Annotated in this window: 22 protein-coding genes; 7 read left to right on the plus strand and 15 right to left on the minus strand. The window is 37.6% G+C overall.

Translation table 11 applies throughout. From position 1 onward, the window contains the following. Positions 1-164: 164 nt before the first annotated feature. Positions 165-533, plus strand: a complete 369-nt coding sequence (locus G4D63_RS09470; protein ID WP_163179373.1) for a hypothetical protein — start codon at positions 165-167, stop codon at positions 531-533. A 63-nt stretch (positions 534-596) separates the two neighbouring features. On the opposite strand, the gene G4D63_RS09475 is transcribed toward G4D63_RS09470, so the two are convergent. Next, the gene (locus G4D63_RS09475; RefSeq protein ID WP_163179503.1) at positions 597-1,112 is read right to left on the minus strand and encodes a DUF84 family protein; all 516 of its coding nucleotides are present in this window, start codon (positions 1,110-1,112) and stop codon (positions 597-599) included. 93 nt (positions 1,113-1,205) lie between these two features. Next, positions 1,206-2,279 (minus strand): M42 family metallopeptidase, encoded by a 1,074-nt coding sequence (locus G4D63_RS09480; RefSeq protein ID WP_163179374.1) that lies wholly within the window; start codon positions 2,277-2,279, stop codon positions 1,206-1,208. A 177-nt stretch (positions 2,280-2,456) separates the two neighbouring features. On the opposite strand from G4D63_RS09480, the gene G4D63_RS09485 reads away from it, so the two are divergent. After that, on the plus strand, positions 2,457-2,768 hold the full coding sequence (locus tag G4D63_RS09485; RefSeq protein WP_163179375.1) for a PepSY domain-containing protein: 312 nt from the start codon (positions 2,457-2,459) through the stop codon (positions 2,766-2,768). A gap of 20 nt (positions 2,769-2,788) precedes the next feature. Here G4D63_RS09485 and G4D63_RS09490 read toward each other — a convergent pair whose 3' ends face one another. After that, entirely contained in the window at positions 2,789-3,631 is an 843-nt protein-coding gene (locus G4D63_RS09490; protein WP_163179376.1) for a YtnP family quorum-quenching lactonase, read from the minus strand. 163 nt (positions 3,632-3,794) lie between these two features. Beyond that, the gene (gene trmB / locus G4D63_RS09495) at positions 3,795-4,436 is read right to left on the minus strand and encodes a tRNA (guanosine(46)-N7)-methyltransferase TrmB (RefSeq protein WP_163179377.1); all 642 of its coding nucleotides are present in this window, start codon (positions 4,434-4,436) and stop codon (positions 3,795-3,797) included. A 196-nt stretch (positions 4,437-4,632) separates the two neighbouring features. Between trmB and G4D63_RS09500 the strand changes: the two genes are divergently transcribed. After that, complete coding sequence (locus G4D63_RS09500) at positions 4,633-4,911, plus strand: YtzH-like family protein (protein ID WP_163179378.1); 279 nt, start codon at positions 4,633-4,635, stop codon at positions 4,909-4,911. Here G4D63_RS09500 and G4D63_RS09505 read toward each other — a convergent pair. The 4 genes from G4D63_RS09505 to thpR all read right to left on the minus strand — a co-directional run bounded on the left by G4D63_RS09505 (position 4,903) and on the right by thpR (position 9,632). Next, a complete protein-coding gene (locus G4D63_RS09505) occupies positions 4,903-5,685 on the minus strand; it encodes a phosphotransferase family protein (protein ID WP_163179504.1) in 783 nt (260 codons plus the stop codon). The genes G4D63_RS09500 and G4D63_RS09505 overlap by 9 nt on opposite strands. Before the next feature lie 131 nt (positions 5,686-5,816). Further along, positions 5,817-7,937 (minus strand): type I pullulanase, encoded by a 2,121-nt coding sequence (pulA, locus tag G4D63_RS09510; RefSeq protein WP_163179379.1) that lies wholly within the window; start codon positions 7,935-7,937, stop codon positions 5,817-5,819. 30 nt (positions 7,938-7,967) lie between these two features. Further along, positions 7,968-8,918 carry a nuclease-related domain-containing protein gene (locus G4D63_RS09515; RefSeq protein WP_163179380.1) on the minus strand — a complete coding sequence of 317 codons (951 nt, stop codon included), beginning with the start codon at positions 8,916-8,918 and terminating at the stop codon, positions 7,968-7,970. A gap of 141 nt (positions 8,919-9,059) precedes the next feature. After that, the gene (thpR, locus tag G4D63_RS09520) at positions 9,060-9,632 is read right to left on the minus strand and encodes an RNA 2',3'-cyclic phosphodiesterase (RefSeq protein ID WP_163179381.1); all 573 of its coding nucleotides are present in this window, start codon (positions 9,630-9,632) and stop codon (positions 9,060-9,062) included. A gap of 89 nt (positions 9,633-9,721) precedes the next feature. On the opposite strand from thpR, the gene cysK reads away from it, so the two are divergent. After that, positions 9,722-10,657 carry a cysteine synthase A gene (gene cysK / locus G4D63_RS09525; RefSeq protein WP_163179505.1) on the plus strand — a complete coding sequence of 312 codons (936 nt, stop codon included), beginning with the start codon at positions 9,722-9,724 and terminating at the stop codon, positions 10,655-10,657. Positions 10,658-10,717: 60 nt separating this feature from the next. Here cysK and G4D63_RS09530 read toward each other — a convergent pair whose 3' ends face one another. From G4D63_RS09530 to G4D63_RS09540, 3 genes are read right to left on the minus strand one after another with little or no spacing between them, the layout of a single operon-like run. Continuing rightward, positions 10,718-11,908: an MFS transporter gene (locus G4D63_RS09530; RefSeq protein ID WP_163179382.1), complete on the minus strand. Its 1,191-nt coding sequence runs from the start codon at positions 11,906-11,908 to the stop codon at positions 10,718-10,720. Positions 11,909-11,960: 52 nt separating this feature from the next. After that, positions 11,961-13,370, minus strand: coding sequence for a dipeptidase PepV (gene pepV, locus G4D63_RS09535; protein ID WP_163179383.1), 1,410 nt, complete (start codon positions 13,368-13,370; stop codon positions 11,961-11,963). Positions 13,371-13,374: 4 nt separating this feature from the next. Next, positions 13,375-14,412, minus strand: a complete 1,038-nt coding sequence (locus tag G4D63_RS09540; RefSeq protein WP_163179384.1) for a potassium channel family protein — start codon at positions 14,410-14,412, stop codon at positions 13,375-13,377. Positions 14,413-14,835: 423 nt separating this feature from the next. On the opposite strand from G4D63_RS09540, the gene G4D63_RS09545 reads away from it, so the two are divergent. After that, positions 14,836-15,057, plus strand: a complete 222-nt coding sequence (locus G4D63_RS09545; RefSeq protein ID WP_163179385.1) for a DeoR family transcriptional regulator — start codon at positions 14,836-14,838, stop codon at positions 15,055-15,057. 171 nt (positions 15,058-15,228) lie between these two features. Here the strand turns inward: G4D63_RS09545 and G4D63_RS09550 are convergent, their stop codons facing one another. Beyond that, a complete protein-coding gene (locus tag G4D63_RS09550; RefSeq protein WP_163179386.1) occupies positions 15,229-15,948 on the minus strand; it encodes a pseudouridine synthase in 720 nt (239 codons plus the stop codon). Between the two features lie 112 nt (positions 15,949-16,060). On the opposite strand from G4D63_RS09550, the gene G4D63_RS09555 reads away from it, so the two are divergent. Then, a complete protein-coding gene (locus G4D63_RS09555; protein ID WP_163179387.1) occupies positions 16,061-16,282 on the plus strand; it encodes a hypothetical protein in 222 nt (73 codons plus the stop codon). 26 nt (positions 16,283-16,308) lie between these two features. On the opposite strand, the gene G4D63_RS09560 is transcribed toward G4D63_RS09555, so the two are convergent. Further along, a complete protein-coding gene (locus tag G4D63_RS09560; protein ID WP_163179388.1) occupies positions 16,309-17,946 on the minus strand; it encodes a putative polysaccharide biosynthesis protein in 1,638 nt (545 codons plus the stop codon). 76 nt (positions 17,947-18,022) lie between these two features. Beyond that, positions 18,023-18,406, minus strand: a complete 384-nt coding sequence (locus G4D63_RS09565; protein ID WP_163179389.1) for a hypothetical protein — start codon at positions 18,404-18,406, stop codon at positions 18,023-18,025. A 113-nt stretch (positions 18,407-18,519) separates the two neighbouring features. Here G4D63_RS09565 and G4D63_RS09570 point away from each other — a divergent pair, with 113 nt between their 5' ends. Then, positions 18,520-19,797 (plus strand): BaiN/RdsA family NAD(P)/FAD-dependent oxidoreductase, encoded by a 1,278-nt coding sequence (locus G4D63_RS09570; RefSeq protein ID WP_163179390.1) that lies wholly within the window; start codon positions 18,520-18,522, stop codon positions 19,795-19,797. Positions 19,798-19,879: 82 nt separating this feature from the next. Here G4D63_RS09570 and G4D63_RS09575 read toward each other — a convergent pair whose 3' ends face one another. Beyond that, complete coding sequence (locus G4D63_RS09575; RefSeq protein WP_239585897.1) at positions 19,880-20,176, minus strand: rhodanese-like domain-containing protein; 297 nt, start codon at positions 20,174-20,176, stop codon at positions 19,880-19,882. Positions 20,177-20,188 lie beyond the last annotated feature (12 nt).

A 20,188-nucleotide genomic window follows, 5' to 3' on the forward strand; every position in this document is an offset into this window, starting at 1 on the left:
TTCTTTTTATAGATGAATGAATGGTTAGAAATAAAATAGGCTATTAAAAATATCGAATAATAGGCTATGCAGAAAAATGGAGCAATAATTTTATTTAAAATGAATGGTTTCTATTCAATTGGTCATGTTATTACCAACAAATCCGTTCCGGAGGGGGTCTGTTAATGTTAACCGAAGATCAGATATATTTCTTTGGTGATATCCTTTTCTATGGTTTAGACCTTTTAATTTACACGATGCTGATTGGTCTCATAATTTGGATGTTTACAAAGGAAGCAAAGGAAGTTAGAAGAGAACGAAATCAAATGATGAAGGAAAAAGGTTATAGTGGAGTCATGCTTGAAGGATTTCGTACATTGATTAATCCTAGACTTCTACTTCAAGAAATAAAAAAGACCCATCTTGAAATGAAACAAGGCTCCAAACTTCGTTATTATTCTATATGGCTAGCAGTACCGACTATTTTTATATACTTTCTATTTCTGTTTTTATATATTCAATTTCTTGGACCATGGCTATTACGTACTATATAAATAAAGGGATATGTAAATATCCCTTAAAACCGTGTTCATGTTTTCTAGCTTTGAGCAATTTTGTTAGCTAGAATGGTTATTTTTATAAAATTGGTATTGTCCTGCTAGAAGCTTAACAATATGCGCAAACATCTCCTTACGGTTCACAAGGTCACCTGTAAAAACTCCGATTGCACCTTCAAGCTTTCGAACATCTCTTTTCTTCGCAAAAGCATCCATAACAGGTCCTAATTCTTTACCATTTCGTAATTCATAGGCTACCTCTTCTGGTAAACGAATTCTGGCACCTCCTGCAACAGTCAAGAAGCCAAACCGATCAACTAATGCTCCCCAGTTACATAGATAAAGTCCAGAAGACATCTCGACAACGCCGCCTTCCAATCCAATCCCAAGCTCCGTTTCCCCTAATTCCATTGCATGACGCGCACGGTTACTAGCACCCTCTAACGTTTCTTCATCTGTGAAAGGTTGATCTGACACATTAGAAGGTACAGGAAGGCTTTTCACTTCACTATTTTCAAATATACTTTTAATAGCCTCAACCTTAGCAAAATTGGTTGAGCCAACAGTTATCGTCATCATTTTTAGGTAATCCTCCTATTTGATTGTGGAATGCATTGACTTTTTATAACAAATGAAAAAGAGAAGCCATGGCTTCTCTTTTCCCCATCATTAGCTATTCTGGCGAATCGAATCTACTGTAGCTTGATCTGTAGATTTAACTAGCTTTACTAATAGCTCTTTTGCAGCAGCATAATCATCAACATGAACAATAGATGCCGCGGTATGAATATAACGTGAACAAATTCCAATAACAGCTGAAGGAACTCCTTCATTGGCAGTATGTACACGACCTGCATCTGTGCCACCTTGAGAAATAAAATACTGATAAGGAATCTTATTAGCTTCGGCTGTATCTAATATAAACTCTCTCATTCCACGGTGCGTTACCATAGAACGATCATAAATTCGTAATAATGCACCTTTTCCTAGCTGTCCAAATGCCTGCTTATCACCGGACATATCATTAGCTGGACTCGCATCAAGAGCAAAGAAGATATCTGGATTAATCATCGTCGCTGCTGTCTGAGCACCTCGTAATCCTACTTCTTCCTGGACAGTTGCTCCTGAATAAACGATGTTAGGTAAAGTCTCATCTTTAACCTCTTTCAGTAATTCAACTGCTAGTCCACAACCATAACGATTATCCCATGCTTTGGCTAAAACCTTCTTTGGATTCGCCATAGGTGTAAAAGGACAGATTGGGACAATTTGTTGACCTGGCTTAATTCCAATTTTAAGTGCATCCTCTCGGTCATCTGCACCAATATCAATAAGCATATTTTTAATATCCATTGGCTTGGAGCGCAAAGATTCTTCTAGTAGATGTGGAGGAATCGATCCAATTACACCCACAACCGGTCCGTTAGAAGTGACAATATGTACACGCTGTGCAAGTAATACCTGACTCCACCAGCCACCTAGAGGTTGAAAGCGAATCATTCCATTATCAGTAATTGAAGTGACCATAAATCCAACCTCATCCATATGGCCTGCAATCATAACCTTTGGTCCGTTCTCTTTACCTCTCTTTACGCCAAAAATACTACCAAGTCGATCCTGAATAATCTCGTCCGAGTATTTCTCTAGCTCTGAACGCATGAATTTTCTAACCTCATGTTCATTACCAGGCGTCCCCGGAAGCTCTGTTAAAGTGCGAAACAACTGTAATGTATCTTCCCTCATTTTGTAAATCCCCCTTAATATTTCGAAATACTAAATATCTCTACCCCTTATTTTACAGAAATACATTCAGTCTTTCCAGTTCAAATTCAGTCTATTGGATTAAAGCATAAACTGGTTTATACTGTGTATAGTATATAAAAGCATTGTTTTTTAATACGAAAGGAGGACTGAAAAGTTATGCGTCTTGGTAACTTTTTAGCTGGAGTTGCGGTTGGTATACTCGGTACATATGCGATTCAAAAGTTTATGCCTTCATATATTTCATCAGATCAAGCATTAAAGCTTGTAAAGCAAGAGTTTAAAAAGCAAGGTCCTATCGATGGTTCATGGATTCATATGGAGCCAGAAACCATCGAGAGAAACAACATTTCCTACCGTGTTTATAAAGGTGGTATTTCGCGAATGTCGGATCATGAACCTGAACAGCTAGAGTTTTTAGTAAATGCAGAAAATGGAACAATCATTGATGTTTATAAATTATCCATTTAATGTCCTACACTTGTAGGGCATTATTTTTTACGATCTATTTGGTCAATTACTTCACCATTACTATTCCACTTAATTGCTCGATAAATAGCATCATGATAAAAAGTAAACCAGACCTGATCATTTAATCCTATGTCCATATAATGTTTCTTTGATGTGATGGATTGCATAGGATAATCATCGTAAGCCATTACCCATAGTGCATTTTGATGTGCGTGTGTAGGCAGTAGATCAGCCATATGTATGACTTTCTCCCCTTCACTTTCAATCGTAACAATGGCATGCCCATCACTATGACCACCAGTATGTATCATTTTAATTCCTTCAATCACTTCATGATCCGTTTTAAAGGTCTGCACATTCTCCTGAATGCTTTCCCTATTCTCTTTCCAGTATGTATTTTGAGAGCGTATATTTGGTTCTCTCATCTCATCCCACTCCGTTTGTGAGACAAATATGGTAGCGTTCTCAAAAGTAGGTACTAGCTTATCATCTACCCACTTTGTTAGTCCACACACATGATCAAAATGCATATGTGTCATCAAGACAAGGTCAATGTCCTTCGTTGTTAACCCCAACTGTTGTAACGATTGTTCAATCGATGACTCCTCGAGCACGCCAAAGTTTCGTTTTAGTTTTTCAGACATGCGGTTGTTACCAATTCCCGCCTCAATTAAAATATTCTTATCTCCGTTTTGAATCAAAATAGGATCTGTACGAAGTTCGATTTGGTTTTTCTCATTAAAAGGGTATTTCTTGGACCAAAGAGGTTTAGGGACCACCCCAAACATTGCACCACCATCTAAGTGCGTAACTCCACCATTCAGCCATGTTAGGGTCAACTTTCCTACTTTTAAAGTTTCCACTTAATCACTCCTTTATAGTTCATTATGCTAGTAATAACTTCTTTATGAAAAACAAAAGGCGCAAGGCGCCCGTTGGATGCTGGAGCTAGTTAACTACAACATCGTAAAGACCATATAGATAGTAATTCTGATATTATAAAAAAAATCCTGCCTAAAGCAGGATTTAATTACGGAATTGAGCTTCTGCTCTGTATATTCGGTTTCCTTTGTTAGCGAATTTTTCTTCATACTCAGTCATAATATTTCCTTCAAACGTACTGTTATGAAGATCCAAACTAACAAATTTCAAAAGAAGTTGATATTGTGAAAAGCTTGTTAATGAATATTCAAACAAACCTTGATTATCTGTTTTAAAATGTATTTCGCCATTCTTAACTAGAATACTTTCATACAGCTTTAAATAGCTCTCATAAGTTAGGCGTCTTTTTTCATGTCTATTTTTTGGCCAAGGATCGGAAAAATTCAAATATACGCGATCGACTTCTCCTGAATCAAAAATATCTAATAAATCCTCTGCATTTACATTAAGTAATTTAACATTGGGTAGTGGATCTTCAAGAATACGATCTAGAGCCCCTACAATAACACTAATTTGTAGCTCTATTCCAATATAATTTATTTCTGAATTGGCTTTAGCCATACCTGTTACAAATTTCCCTTTACCTGTCCCTACTTCGATGTGGATCGGGTGATTATTTCCAAAGACATCGTGCCATTTTCCTTTATGTTCAGTTGGGTTTTGAATTACATAAGCAGAATGTTCAACTAGCTTATCTTTGGCCCACGGTTTGTTGCGCAGACGCATGATTACACTTCCTCTTCTACAAAAAATATTCAAACTAAACAATATCATGAATTTGCTTGCGGTTGCAACAAAAGGTTCGCTTCCAAAAGCAAAAACAATAAACAGCCAGATAATAGGTCTGGCTGTAATTAGTCAGTATAAAAAGTCGATAAAAACACACGATAAGATAGTAAATTTAATCAAGGATGTGAAAACAATGTCATTAGATTTTCATCATCAAATGAGTGTAGTTATGGATATATTAACTAACCAACAATTGGATTGCTGTGGAACTGTAGCTGAATGTGAGCAACTGGAAAGACTTGTTAAATCTCTATTAACAAATGACCAAATTACAACTGAAGCCAAAAATGTCTTAGTGGATGTATATGAATATAGTCAACATGGTAAATATCATCAAAATTTAGATGAACATATCAATCAACATCAGCATGATCTATCACAGTGGATTGAAGATATTCATCAGTTATCCTAATAAGGTTGTTAAATAATGCTCTGCATATCGTCTTTGCTGTATTAATTGTTTTTGGTCAAACCACTGAATAGATAGTATGGTTTGATAAATCACGTACCATTTCATACGGTTACGTAAAGAATCGTCTAGAGTTAAACCATAATGACTCATCCATTCTTCCCATTCCAGTTCAGGAATATATGAGTATAATAGCATACCTATATCAATGGCAGGATCAGCTACCATGGCACCATCCCAATCAATTAAAAACAACTGATCTTGATCTGTTAGCAACCAATTATTATGATTCATATCACAGTGACAGACTACATACTCTGAGTAATCAATCTGGTCTATACTGGAATGTAAAGACTGGATAGCTTGATTAATCAAGTGATTGTCTTGACTGGCTTGAACAAAATAAGGAGTATTGACTAACTCACTTAGCAGCTCTTGTGGCATAAGTGGGGCTTTTCCTATTCTCATTAACATATCCAATAGCTCTTTGGAGGAGTGTATTTTATTTAAAAGCTTAGCCACATTAGGGTTCTTCATATCTATTGGCTTTAGCTCTCTACCATCTAGCCAATGCTGAGCGGTGATTACATCACCATTTTCTAATCGCTTAGTCCATACTAGTTTCGGAACAATTCCTTCTGCTGATAGGACGGCTAAAAAAGGAGACGAATTTCTTTTCAAAAATAATCTTTTATCCTCAAACTTTGCGAAGTAGGCCTCCCCTGTTGCACCACCAGCTGGATGAATATCCCACTCTTTACCTAGTAAGTCTTCCAAACCATCACCTTCATTTGCCATCTATGTTATCTTCTACGTTTTTTCTTATAGGAATATAGTATCATGTCTTATCAAAGAATACGCTATAAAGTTTATCGTTAATATTTAAAAGACGTCAAGAAATTTCGCATTTACTTTTTACCAAGGATTAGAAGGCTGATTGGTTTAATGACCACCTTCTTTGTTACGAGAGTGTATAAACCCTTTGTTGAAGCCTGCAGATGGTCAGCTAATACTGTCCAGCTATTTTTCTTCTTTAGAATTACTTGTTGTTCGTCTGGACCATTATTAAAAATGACTAAAATATGTCCCCATTCCCCTAAATGAGCCACCTCTTTTAATTCAAAAGCAATCAGTTCGGGAACAGTATCGAGAAAGTTCATATGCTTTTTGATCAGATCATGACTCGATAACCTAAAGGCACCATGGTATTTACGGATCGCAATGATTTCCTTCAGATAGTCAATATCCTTTCTCCACTTGTTCAGTAGACTCCAATCTAACTGATTTATATCATCTGGAGACTTATAGCTATTTCCGATACCCTTTTTCGTGCGATAGAATTCTTGACCACTATGAAGAAACGGAACCCCTTGAGAAAGAATGACCATGCATGTAGCTAGTTTTTGACGTTTCCTAATCATCGCTTCCTCTTCAAAACTATTGCTCTTTATGGCCTTATCCCAAAATGTATGATTATCATGAGCTTCTACATAATTAATAGACTGGCCGGGACTTTGAAACATAGACCTACTTCCAGCAACTAAGCTCTTCACTTCTTCCACATGATGTGAATTACCTAAACAAAAGCCTCGATCATATAAATTAAACGTACTTCCTTTTATACGATCTCTAAACATATCGTTAAAGTGGGCAATTCCAGGCATCTTTATTGAATTTCTAATCGTCGCCTTTTGCGGGACGGGTAGTGGAGTATTTAACTCCCATCCTTCACCTAATAAAAAAATATGATCTTTTACTTGTTGAACTGCATGACGGATATCATTCATCGTTTTAACATCCATGATACCCATTAAATCAAAGCGAAAGCCATCCACGTTAAAGGTTTCAATCCAGTACAGTACACAATCAACAATGAACTTTCTAACCATTTTTCGCTCTGATGCGAGGTCATTACCGACTCCCGTTCCATTGGAAGGAAACCCGTTTAGATCGTAGCGAAAATAATATCCTGGTACGATCTTCTCAAAAGAAGATTCTTCTTTAATATACACATGATTATAGACGACATCTATAATCACACTTAGTCCTTTTTGGTGTATACCTTCAATCATATCCTGTAACTCCTGAATTCGATTGTAAGGATCATTAGGATTGGTGGAGTAACTTCCCTCTGGAGCAAAGTAATGAAGCGGATTATATCCCCAGTTGTATGATTTCTGCGGACATTCTTCGTCTACTCCTTCAAAATCATTAAGGGGCAGAAGCTCTACATGAGTAATACCGAGTTCTGCTAGATATGATAGACCGGTTCCCATCGTTGGTTGTGTGAATCCCTTATACTTGCCCTTAAAGGTAACTCCACTTTCAGGATGAACGGTAAAATCCCTCACATGAGTTTCATAAATAATGGCATCAGTTGGTTGAATTAACACCTGTGTTGATGTCTCTGATGGCTTGTTAAATTTATTAATATCTACTACCACACCATGTGTACCATTGATAGACACACTCTTGGCATATGGATCAACAGCTTCTCTCCAGATTCGATTTACACATACCTCATAGCTATATAGAAAAGTATCGAAATCACCTTCAACTTCTGTGATCCAAATTCCACGAGATAGGCAATCCATCTGTACCATCATCTCGTTTTTATGAACCGGATGTATGAGCTTTATGCAAACTTCTGAAGCAGTTGGTGCCCATAGCTTAAACGTGGTTTTCGTTGAACTATAGCTAGGGCCTAAATCACCTCCAGAATAAGCATAATAATCATCAAACTCAGCCGTTCGAACAACAGACCCTATTTGTAAGTCAGTCAGAATATCCCCTACTCCCACATGAAAACCTATCATATTAACTAGAAGATTCTGTACCTGACATTGGTATTTAATAAACGTTTCATGTTTTTCTTGATGAAGAATTGGTAATGACTGACGAGTTCCATTTGGATCAATCAATGTAAAACAAGGATGCTGATCCCACTCACGGTTACTAGGCAGCAGGATGGTAATTATCGTACATTCGTCTAGATAGGCCTCAAACTCCCTATGCACCTCAGTCTCCATCTTATTTCCCCCACCTCTTAGTTTACTTATTTAATCCTCCCACTCAGGCCGTTTAACATAAGTAGTTTGGCAATATTGTAAGAGGCATTTAGCTGCTTTTAGCTGATCATGCTTAATAGGCGAAGAAAGCCTTCTTAATGCAGCAAACCACTCTTCATAATTTCTTTTATCAATGAACATCGTATCTGCAGGTCCATAAGGATAATCAATATAACCAGTACGATTCAATGCAACCTTTCTAATCGGTAGTTCTAATTCGTTTAACTGAAAAATTCCTTGGACAATCTTCTCCATGCGATTTAGGCGGATTAATGGATTTAAAACTTTCTTCTCTTCATTTGTATGCTTCTCAATCCAAAATCTATCTTTGGAGCCTAACATTACACAATCTTCTTTTCCCTCCACTAATGTTATGCACCATGTTTCAATTGGACTAATCATAATCACATCTAATTCAACAGGGGCTTTTTGAATTAACAGTACAGGCTGATATAAAACGAGATAATTATCGGGAAAACGCTGAAGAAAATATTTTAACAACTGATCCTGATAAAACTCTCGATTTACATATGATTTCTCCCTAATCGTCGAGCTAGCCCATCTAATTTGGATTTCTAAAAGCTGATCAAGAAACTTCTTCTTAAGCTCATCTTCATCTAATGGTTGATCTCCAAATTGATAATCAAAAGAAAAACCACTATCCTCTGTAAAATCTTCACTATGTTGCATAGGCTTAGCCTCTTCAAAATTAAACTCTTCTTCCTCCACCTTTTTTTTCTTTAATCGGTTAAAGAAGGATTTTTTCTCCTGAACACTGTCCTGTTCAGGGCGAGGTTCAGGTGTGGTAAGCAATCCCTCTTCCCAAAGGGTTTTCAGTTTTCTCCAATGCTGCTTTTTTAAACGTATATATTGACTCGGATATCGGTACACATTCATCTCATATCTTGAAATAAAATCCTGTAATTTAATTAATTGTGCCACAGTGTTTCCCCTTTATGATGAAATTCCTACTAAGTGGTAATAAAGTTAATGGAGATTTTTTATATCTAGAATTAAGCGTTCTAAAATGAATTACGTACAATCATTGTACGATTGTACAACATTTATTTATAACCTAACCTATTATCCATTTTGATTTAACGGAAAAATGGATAACGGCTGATATTTAGGAGATCGGTTTAAATGCGTTTGATATAACACAATATTTTCAACCTCAAAAGTTAGTAATTCCTCCTTAGGCTGAAATAGCTTTGACAACTCCTTGTACGGAAAATCATGTTCAGATTGCCACCGTCTCGCTAATGTCATGTGTGGATGATAAGGCCTTTTGTCCATATTGAATCCAATGCCCACACAAGCATCAAATATGTCTCTTTGCAGCTCTGCTAATTCACTTGGAACATCAAGGCCACTCCAAAAAATACGTGGACTTTCTTTCGCACCGAAGGTTCCAAGCCCCTTGAGCTGTAGTGGAAACGCTTGGTGTTTATTAGCAATCCGTTTCATTTCTGCCTTTACTTCCTGTATCTTAGAAAAAGGAGCATCACCTAAAAAAACTAATGTAATATGATAGTCCTCATGATGAACCCAGGATTTAAATGGGAGCTTTTCCTTAACAAGCTGCCTCCATTCCAAGTATAATTGTTTCGTAGCCTGTGGAATAGGAACAGCTAAAAAGTAATGAGTTGATGTCAAAGTATTTCTTCCACCTTTCTGGGGTATAGTCTCATTATTGTATATTTTACCAAACTCTAAGGAATTAATGATGGAAAAAGGAGGACATGATGAAGGTCGTAAACAATATTAGTGAATTGATTGGAAATACACCACTTCTTAAACTTCAAAAATTAGCTCCCAAGGATGGCGCTAGTATATATTTAAAGCTTGAGATGTTCAATCCAAGCAAAAGTGTAAAAGACAGAGCCGCATTTAATATGATTATACAAGCTGAACAACTAGGCTTACTAAAAGAAGGTTCTACGATTATTGAACCAACCAGTGGGAACACAGGGATTGGACTCGCTATGAATGCAGCAGCAAGAGGCTATAGATCCATCCTTGTAATGCCAGATACGATGACAAAGGAAAGAATTAATCTATTAAAAGCCTACGGTGCAGAAGTTGTTTTAACGCCAGGTGAAGAAAAAATGCCTGGTGCCATCGCAAAAGCTAAAGAATTAGCCGCTTCCATTGAAAACAGCTTTTTACCGATGCAATTTGACAACCACGCCAATCCAGACGCACATCGACATACAACCGCTAAAGAGATTATTGAAGGCATGAACATTCTTGGGAAGGAACTTACGGCATTTGTCGCAACAGCTGGGACAGGTGGTACCATTACAGGTACGGGCGAGGTACTTAAACAACACTATCCTCATCTATCAATTCATGTAGTAGAGCCTGCGGGGTCTCCGGTCTTATCGGGTGGTAAGCCAGGTAAGCATAAGCTCGTAGGGACAAGTCCAGGATTTATTCCAAGTATTCTTAACCAAAAAGTCTACAATGAAATTATTAAAATTGAGGATGAACAAGCCTACGATATTACCAGAAGGCTTGCTCGTGAAGAGGGAATCCTTGTTGGGCCTTCATCAGGGGCAGCGTGCTTTGCAGCAATTGAAGTGGCTAAACGTCTGACTCCTAATGATGTCATTGTCTGCATAGCCTGCGATACTGGAGAACGCTATTTATCAAGTGATCTATTTGATTTTGAATCTTAATAGATTCAATACCAAAAACTGCACTCCCTTAAATCAACAATAGGAGTGCAGTTTTTTATTCTATTCTGTTTTAACCTGAAGAGCAGTCCTTCTCTTAACAAAATCTAACCTCATGACAATAAGTAATGTTGAGATCCCCAAGGTAGTTAAAACACCAAAAAATAGATAAACCTGTTGAATTGAATGATATTGTAGAATTAACCCACCAAAATATGTACTAAACCATGCCCCTAAACCACTTCCAACTGCCGCATATATGGAGACAGCCGTTACCTGAACTTCTTTTGGAGATACATCTCTCACATATTGAAGAGCAGCCGGAATTGCTAGACCCACCGAAAATCCTTGAGCAATCGTAGTTGCATAGACAAGATATAAAGATGGTTCAAAAAAGTAGAAAAACCATCTAACCATTGATACACCAGCTGCTAACGTTAATACCTGAAGCATTCCAATCTTTTCAATAAACCTGTTAGCAAATTGCATAAACGGAGCTTCACTACCAGCAGCAAATAAAAAGGCAATTCCGACACCTGTTAACGTTCCACCAATATCTTTAATAAATAGCCCAAAATAAGAATTATTTGCAAAGATTGGCCCAAACACTAAAAAGGTTGTACATAAAAACAATATGTACCTCGGTCTTTTAACTAAGGTAGACATTCCTGAAAAGAGGTTGGCCTTCATTGCCTGATTTTCTTCAGGTAATTTCCAAGAAAACAAGAAAGATAGAAATAGCGTTCCAGAAAAGAGATAAAAGATAACAGAGAGCCCGATATAATCAGCAATCCACCCAGCGACAATAACGGCTAGAGCAAACCCCAGTGCACCCCATAGTCGGATCGAACCATAATTGCCCTTTACCTTTTGAACGTAATTTAGCGCAAGACTATCCGATAACGGAGTCATTCCACTCTGGACAGCAGCAAGTATAATAGCCATGATCATCAGAATCGCAAATGTATCAACCTGCGCATAAATCAGTCCAGTTAGGCTTGTAAGAAGTATGGATATCGTTAGCAACAGTCTTGGCTTTTGAGTCCAATCACTAAGGATTCCCCAAAAAGGCTGAATGACGATCATAACAACTGGACTGATTGATAATATGGTCCCTATTTGACTCCCCGTTAAACCGACTACCTCATCCAGATAAACAGCTAAAAGAGGATATAAAGATCCTAAACCTAAAAAGGTAAGGAAATAATACAAGCTAAAATTTCGCTTTGTTGAATCTTGTTGCTGTAATGGCACTTAAATCCCTCTTTCATTATAAATACCCCCGAACAAACGGGGGCGGAGTCAATTATTTTTTTATTAATTCATAAATAGCCTGAGCATACAATGCTGTAGCCCTTACCAGATCATCGACTTCTATATATTCATCCTTTTGATGAGCTATATCTGGTCTTCCAGGGAATAAAGGTCCAAACGCCACACCAACCTCGAGAGACCTAGCATAGGTTCCACCACCGATTGATAAAAGAGTTGCTTCTTCTCCAGTCTGTTCTGTGTATACCCGCTGCAAGGTTTTCACAAGCTCATGTTCCTTTTCTACATGATGGGGCTTTGAGTCAGATAAACTTGCTATCTTAAATCCATATGGCTTAATTTTTTCTGTGATCATGGAAACGGTGTGATCACTATTTAGCGTGACGGGGTAACGTATATTTAAGCCAAAGCTGCCACCTAGTTCACGATCATATGAAATTGTCCCGACATTCATCGTTAACTCACCAGATACTTCATCTGAGCTTGAAATCTCCAATGAATGACCTCTAGAATCATCTGCAAAATAAGTATCTCCCACTTTTAAAAACAGGCTACCTTGTTGATCAAATTCTAACGTTGTCAAAAATTGAATGAGCTTTGTACCTGCATTTACACCGTTTTTCGGTTCCATACCATGTGCAGATACACCGATTAGCTTCAAGTCAATCTCAGTCTCATTTACTTCAAGACTACCATCAAGGTTGTTTTCACTTAGAAATTTCTCAAACTTTTCTTTGACACTAGCTGTTTCTCCCACTACCTTAGCCACAGCTAAATCTGGTACCATATTCAACCTTCTACCTGATGAGAGGCTTACTAACGTATGTCTTGAATCCCCAGAATTTGATGAAACCTCCTGGTTAATCTTACAATCCAATATTCCCTTTTCGGCGTATATAATAGGAAAATCAGCATCAGGTGCAAAGCCTAGGCTAGGCATCTCCTCGTGTTTAAAATAATGTTCGACGCACTCCCAATTACTTTCCTCATCTGTACCAATGATAATTCGAAGACGCTTATTCACTTCTAAGTCTAGTTCCTTAATAATTTTTAGTGCATAGAATGCTGCCATTGTTGGACCTTTATCGTCTAAAGCACCTCTGGCAAAAATTTTCCCATCGCGTATTTCCGCTGAAAAAGGGGGACTGGTCCAACCATCACCTGGTGGAACGACGTCGATATGACATAGAACACCAACTAGCTCCTCACCATTTCCAAACTCAATATGACCAGCATATCCATCCACATTTTTAACTGTAAATCCTTCAGTTGTTCCTTTTGTTAACAAAAATTGAAGTGCTTGGTCAATTCCTTTTCCAAAAGGAGCACTTTCTCCTTTGGTGTCTTCATCTAACACACTGTCTATTTGCAAAAACGCTTGTGTATCCTTTACTAGGTCTTCTTTTCTCTTTACTACCTCTTCTAACCAGTTAATAGTATTCAAGATCTCACTCCTGTACATTAATTACTGCATACTTAGCTTGGATTTTGTTGAACGTATGTTGATCACAAATGATATATAATAACGAATCCTGTGATATGTTTTCCTCTAGCCGCCTATTGATATCGAGCTTTTCTTTGTCTGCGATGAGGGTTGCCCCTTCTATTAACAACGCATGAAAGGCATCCTTATAAGTCTTCCATTTCGGACTCGGTTTTAACTGGTAAAGATCATCACCATATCTACGGCTAATTAACTGTGAATAGATCCCTGTAATTCCTTTTGTAATGGCAGCCCGAACTGCTAGGCCAGAGACGGTTTCATGAGACAATAGAAAATCATCAATATGTATATGTTGAAAGTTTTTTATATGATTTTCATTTAAGACCTCAACAATTGTATGAACATGTTTTCCTAATCGCTCAATGGAGGAAGCAATTAATAAAGATTTCCCATCCGCCAGCTCATCATCCTGTATCTTATCATCAGCAAAAATAAGGACCGCCTTAGCCTTAAGAATATTAGCATTCATTAACGTCTCATCCTTGGTTGCCTGCCCATTTATATAATGGACCCTATCTAAAATTAATGGAGCTCTTTCTAGTTGATCAATGATGACAACATCCGTATCAAGGGTAGATTCTAAAATTTCTTGAACAGCAAAGCTTGCTTTTGAAGACCACCCAATTATGACTAGGTGTCCATCTCCTTTATAAACCATTCGACCTTCCTCCCTTTTCCTCTTAAATTCAGAAAAGAAATCAACAATCTTACCAATCACTACCCCAATTAAGCCAATTCCAAATATGTAGAGAAAAATAGCAAAAACTCTTCCTGGAACAGTTGTTGGGGAGTAGTCACCATATCCAACAGTCGTTACAGTGGTCATTACCCACCAAAGGGCAACGAACGGTGTTGTGAATGTTTCTGGTTCCAAATAATGAATGATAAATGTACTACCAAATATCAGACTTAAGCTTGACCAAAACAAAACCCAATTATCCAGTTTAATTGTCATTAACAGTATTCGTCGGAGAAAAATCATGGCACCCTCCTAAAATTCTACTTGATTACAGCATAACAAATATATTAAACAATTTGGATATAAAAAGTAAATTCTTCGTAGCGGGACCTTGTTTATTATTGATCGAGATATCTTTCTCTAGGCACTATGAATAGTCAGTATACGAACCTATTTCCCAAATATTCACAAGCAATCCGGATTCAAAAGAACACTTTAAAATGCACACTAAGTCCCAATTAACTAAATAATGGGAAAAAACTGAAAAAAGAAGGAGGAAAAACAGCGAATTTTGTAGAAGTGGTCATATAAACTTAAATGTCCTACATATATTTACTAAAAAAACAGAACTGAAAGGGGAGAGGTTGTCTACATTAAGCTCTTGAAGAAGTATAGAATTTTACTTTGTATAAAAGAGGAAAACAAACTAAAGTAGGGAGTGGTTTTTTGAAGCCTTCAACTTCTCGGATGCTAAATCGAGTCAAATCAGTGTATATGTATATTAATGAACGTGGAACAGTAACAACGGATCAACTTGTTGATGAATTTGGAATGACTCAACGGACAGTCCAACGGGACCTGAATGTTCTAGTATATAATGATTTGGTAGAAAGCCCAAGTCGCGGAAGATGGACAACGACCGAAAAGAAAGTGAAGTTGACTTCGTAAAACACAACAGTTTTTTACATATAACAACAGGCCAAAGTGCCCCAACAAATGATGGCAGGCAAAGCGGGGTACTTGGGCCTTAATTATTAGAGCATTTTAGTAATCCACTAAGACTAATAAAAGAAGGACAAGTGAAAAGTCCTTCTTTTTTGGCTGTTATCGTCTTTAATACTATTTTCCAGACGCATTCCTTAAGAGCTCAAGTTCTTCTTGAGTTAATTCCCGATATTCTCCAAGCTCTAGCGTTTCATCTAAAGGAAGTGGACCCATTTGAATTCGTTTCAAATAGATTACCCGTTTCCCCACTGCTTCAAACATTCTTTTAACCTGATGAAATTTACCCTCCGTAATAATTAACTCTATTTTCGAAATAGGGCCCGCTTCCAAAATAGTAAGCATTCCTGGCTTTGTCTCATAGCCATCATCAAGGACAACCCCATTCTTAAAAGCAACAACGTCCTCCTCACTAACGACACCATCAATATGTGCATAATAAGTTTTCGGAACGTGTTTCTTCGGAGAAAGAAGTTGGTGAGCTAACTGACCGTCATTCGTAATTAATAATAAGCCTTCTGTATCCTTATCCAGTCTACCAACTGGGAAAGGTTCAAAAATGGCATCTTCATGCTCAAGAATATCAATCACTGTTTGATCATGATTATCTTCTGTAGCAGAGATTATTCCTGGCGGTTTATTCATCATTAAATAAATAAATTCTTTATATTCGACCTGTTCACCGTTAACAGTAACCTGCTGGACGTCTGGGTCTACATGAGTCTTGGCATCCTTTACGATCTCTTCATTCACACGAACAGATCCTTTTTTTAACAACTGCTTTACTTCTTTTCTAGTTCCAAATCCCATGTTAGCTAATAATTTATCAATACGCATACATTCACCTAATTATTTTTATATTTTTTTGGGCATATGACCCTCTCAACATTTGCCCTAATTCCATAGACTATCACGTATGTAAGTATTCTAATTCAAAGGAGATAAGATTATGTATCAGAGACAACAGCCTGAAGGCTACTACTTTCCAATTCCAGGTTTTCCTGGCTTCCCAGGTGGGGGTGGCGGTGGCAATGTTGACCAACGACTTGATCGACTAGAGCGTCAAATTCAAAGAATAAATAACCGCCTTGATCGTCTTGATCGACGCGTTGATCGAATTGAAAGACGTTTAGGGTATGGTACTGGTTATGGTGACGGTTATAACTATTAATTTTCTTTAAAAAAGTGAATGGGCTTTTAGCCATTCACTTTTTGTCTTTTTAAAACTTTGAACCTATTCCCTAACAGTTTCCCAGCCAAGTTGGAACGATAGCTCAAGTATAAATAAATGGCAGCACCAACAGAAACACCCAAAATCGTTAATATGATTGATTCCCATCGTCCATCTGTATAGCTTAATACTGGAGATATCGCCCAAAGAGCTAGTATAATTCCTATCACCATAGCAACCGAAAACATTACCATAAGTACTGATCTCTTCAATGCTAACTTAAATGAGAACTGAGCATGACGCTTAATCATCGCTAAGCTATAGATAACCGATCCTAGATAGCCGATCGCTGTAGCTATGATAGAACCAACACCTTCAAATAATGTGATTAGTGGAACATTGAATAGTAGTTTTAACAGAAGTCCAAATACCAAACTGATTACAGCAAGCTTTTGCTTTTGAATTCCCTGAAGCATCGCAGAGGTAATCGTAAAAAACGCAAACAATACTGCCACTGGAGCAAACCAAGCTAATAATGTACTTCCAAGCTCATCTACTTCATAAAACATTGCATACATTTCATCGCTTAAAACCGTTAATCCAACTACAGCAGGAAGCGTTAAAAAGAAGACAATCTGAATAGATTGATTAATTTGCGTATGTAATAACTGCCGGTTACCGTCTGTAAAAGCTTTTGTAATGGCTGGAACGAGTGTTAACCCAAATGCTGTTGCGAGTGAAACAGGAATCATAACAAGCTTGGGCACATTAAACTGTATGATTGAGTAAACATACTCAGCATATTTTTTTGCGTTTCCTATTTCAAGCATCGTTTTGTTAAAGGTAAAGAAATCGACTACTTGATATAATGGGATCGCTAAACCAACAAACACAAAAGGACCTGCATACGTTAAAAGTTCCTTAATCATCTCTTTTGATGAAAGGGTTGAAGTCCCAACACTTTGCCCAGTTTGTTCATCAAATTTCGCCTTTTTTCTTTTCCAGAACCACGCTAAAACAAGTAACCCACCTAACGCACCTACAAAGGCAGCAAATGTTGCATATCCAATTGCGGTTGTAAGATCTCCCTTAGTGACTTTAAGAATAATATATACGGAACCAAGTAAGAAAATAATTCTAAACAATTGCTCAACTACTTGAGATACTGCAGTTGGCTCCATTGAATGGTTTCCTTGAAAAAAGCCTCGGATCGCACTCATAACCGGGACTACTAACAACGCAAAGCTTACCATCCGGATTACAAATGCTACATCTTCAACACGATTTACTCCTGCTGTATTCGTAGAATCTGGTTCACCAAGGACGAACGGTGCGATTACCGGAGCCATGATAAACAGGATGATAAAAGAAACAATCCCCATTGAAAGCATCAATAGCATACTTACCCTGAATAGTTTTCTGCTCGTATCATATTGTCCAAGTGCATTATAACGAGACACAAACTTTGAGACTGCCATTGGAACTCCAACGGTCGATAAGCTGAGGAATATGGTATAAGGAAGATATCCGTAAGAATATAATGCTGTCCCTTGAGAACCTACTAAGGCAACAAATGGAAAAACATAAATCATCCCTAATAACCTAGATATGTACGTTCCTAACGTTAATATAAATGTCCCTCTTAATAAACTTGAGCCTGACATATAAAACCCCCAACAACTTCACAAACAATTGCTTTATTTTAACATAGAATCTGTAAAAAGTAAGTTTCTTGTTGCATTACCATCCTGCAACAGGCTGTCGATTCAACGTAATTGGTTGAAATAAGGCATAAGGTGTATGCTCAGTCATTACTGAAAACTCTACTCCTGTTATGGCAATACTGAAAGATTCATATGCCTCTCTTTCTAATAAGAACTTTCCGGCATGATTAAATTGAAAAATAACAGCATACTCTTTCTCATTCACTCGAAAACAAAATATATAAGCATTAATCGAGGAATCAAACAGCCAAGCATAATCAAACTTGGTAATTACTTGATTAGCTAGTCCAACCAGCTCAGGGATGGATAGCAATAATATAGATTGTTGCTGCTCATCTTCTGTCCAACCTGCATCCTGAGGATAGATTCCCTCATTCACTGTCGGAATGTACTGACTCATATGATCACTCTCCACTACTTATAATAGAGAAAAATGTTGACAGAGCCAAGTTTTTCTTTTTTATAAAAAAATGCTATTCTTTTTTTAGCTTCATATGTATCGGAGGATTAAGAATGAAATATGATGTAATTGTAATTGGTGGAGGTCCTTCAGGTTTGATGGCAGCCATTGGTGCTGCTGAAACAGGCTCAAAGGTACTACTCATCGACAAGGGAGACAAATTAGGACGAAAGCTTGCCATTTCAGGTGGAGGAAGATGCAATGTTACGAATCGTCTTCCTGTGGATGAAATTATTAAACATATCCCTGGAAACGGGAGATTTTTATTTAGTGCGTTTTCAATCTTTAATAATGAAGACATTATTCGCTTCTTCGAAGGTCTAGGCATTCAGCTTAAAGAAGAAGATCATGGAAGGATGTTCCCTACAACTGATAAAGCACAATCTGTTGTTGATGCACTTTTAGATCAGCTGAGGAAATTAAATGTAACCATGTGGACGAATTCTCCAGTCCATACGATCGACTATAAGGATGGTAAAACTCAATCGGTGACATTAAAAGATGGACAAGTATTAGACTGTCAACATGTGATTATCGCTGTTGGGGGCAAATCTGTTCCACACACAGGTTCAACTGGGGACGGTTACGCATGGGCAGAAAAGGCCGGCCACACCATAACTAATCTGTATCCAACAGAAGTTCCGTTAACCTCTAGTGAACCCTTTATCAAAGATAAAACTCTGCAAGGATTATCGCTACGTGACATAGCCCTTAGTGTGATAAACCCTAAAGGGAAGACAATTATTACACATAAAATGGACATGATTTTCACTCACTTTGGTATTTCAGGACCAGCTGTGCTCCGCTGTAGTCAATATGTTGTGAAAGCACAGGAAAAGTTTAATACGAAAAAAATCGAGATGAGAATAGATGCCGTTCCTGACCAATCAGAGGAAACTCTATTTCAAACAATGCTAAAAGCATTAAAGGACGAGCCAAATAAATCAGTTAAAAACGTCCTAAAGGGATTTTTACCAGAACGATATTTATTATTTTTGCTACAGCAAAACGAGATAGATGAACAATTAAATTATCACCACATTCCACACGAAAAGCTTAAGGCGTTTGTTTCTTCTTGTAAGCAATTTTCCTTTAATGTGGATGGAACACTTTCAATTGAAAAGGCATTTGTGACAGGTGGCGGTATTTCTGTAAAGGAAATAAACCCCAAGGAGATGTCTTCGAAGTTAGTGGAGGGACTCTATTTTTGTGGAGAAATCTTAGATGTTCATGGATACACAGGAGGCTATAACATCACAGCAGCCTTTGTAACAGGTAGACTTGCCGGGATGACGGCTGGGAAGAATGCAATGGCAGAAAAGCAGTATTAATAAAAAGAGATTGGTTGATCAACCAATCTCTTTTTTATGGGTTTCTATAAGGAAAGGAATCAATTAAGATTCCCCATGTGACTTAGGATGGAATCTCTCGATCGCCTTCCCACTCAAGCATTCCACCAACCATATTTACGCATTTATAGCCTTGATCCTGAAGATAGTAACACACATTTTCACTGCGTCGTCCAGAACGACAAATAAATATGTATTCTTTTTCTGGGTCTAGCTCTGACATTCTCTCTGGTATTTGTCCCATTGGAATATGCTTTACGCCAGGTATTACCCCCTGTGCGACCTCTTCATCCTCGCGAACATCAATTAGCTCCAGATTCTCACCTTTTGCGAGTTTTTCCTGTAGCTCTGCTGTTGTCATAATTTTAACCTC

The sequence above is a fragment of the Bacillus mesophilus genome, assembly GCF_011008845.1.
Classification (GTDB): Bacteria; Bacillota; Bacilli; order Bacillales; family SA4; genus Bacillus_BS; species Bacillus_BS mesophilus.

Coding starts and splice junctions, on each gene's coding strand:
- G4D63_RS09470 (WP_163179373.1), top strand. CDS start 165: ATGTTAACCGAAGATCAGATATATTTCTTTGGTGATATCCTTTTCTAT.
- G4D63_RS09475 (WP_163179503.1), bottom strand. CDS start 1,112: ATGACGATAACTGTTGGCTCAACCAATTTTGCTAAGGTTGAGGCTATT.
- G4D63_RS09480 (WP_163179374.1), bottom strand. CDS start 2,279: ATGAGGGAAGATACATTACAGTTGTTTCGCACTTTAACAGAGCTTCCG.
- G4D63_RS09485 (WP_163179375.1), top strand. CDS start 2,457: ATGCGTCTTGGTAACTTTTTAGCTGGAGTTGCGGTTGGTATACTCGGT.
- trmB (WP_163179377.1), bottom strand. CDS start 4,436: ATGCGTCTGCGCAACAAACCGTGGGCCAAAGATAAGCTAGTTGAACAT.
- G4D63_RS09500 (WP_163179378.1), top strand. CDS start 4,633: ATGTCATTAGATTTTCATCATCAAATGAGTGTAGTTATGGATATATTA.
- pulA (WP_163179379.1), bottom strand. CDS start 7,937: ATGGAGACTGAGGTGCATAGGGAGTTTGAGGCCTATCTAGACGAATGT.
- cysK (WP_163179505.1), top strand. CDS start 9,722: ATGAAGGTCGTAAACAATATTAGTGAATTGATTGGAAATACACCACTT.
- G4D63_RS09540 (WP_163179384.1), bottom strand. CDS start 14,412: ATGATTTTTCTCCGACGAATACTGTTAATGACAATTAAACTGGATAAT.
- G4D63_RS09550 (WP_163179386.1), bottom strand. CDS start 15,948: ATGCGTATTGATAAATTATTAGCTAACATGGGATTTGGAACTAGAAAA.
- G4D63_RS09555 (WP_163179387.1), top strand. CDS start 16,061: ATGTATCAGAGACAACAGCCTGAAGGCTACTACTTTCCAATTCCAGGT.
- G4D63_RS09560 (WP_163179388.1), bottom strand. CDS start 17,946: ATGTCAGGCTCAAGTTTATTAAGAGGGACATTTATATTAACGTTAGGA.
- G4D63_RS09565 (WP_163179389.1), bottom strand. CDS start 18,406: ATGAGTCAGTACATTCCGACAGTGAATGAGGGAATCTATCCTCAGGAT.
- G4D63_RS09570 (WP_163179390.1), top strand. CDS start 18,520: ATGAAATATGATGTAATTGTAATTGGTGGAGGTCCTTCAGGTTTGATG.
- G4D63_RS09575 (WP_239585897.1), bottom strand. CDS start 20,176: ATGACAACAGCAGAGCTACAGGAAAAACTCGCAAAAGGTGAGAATCTG.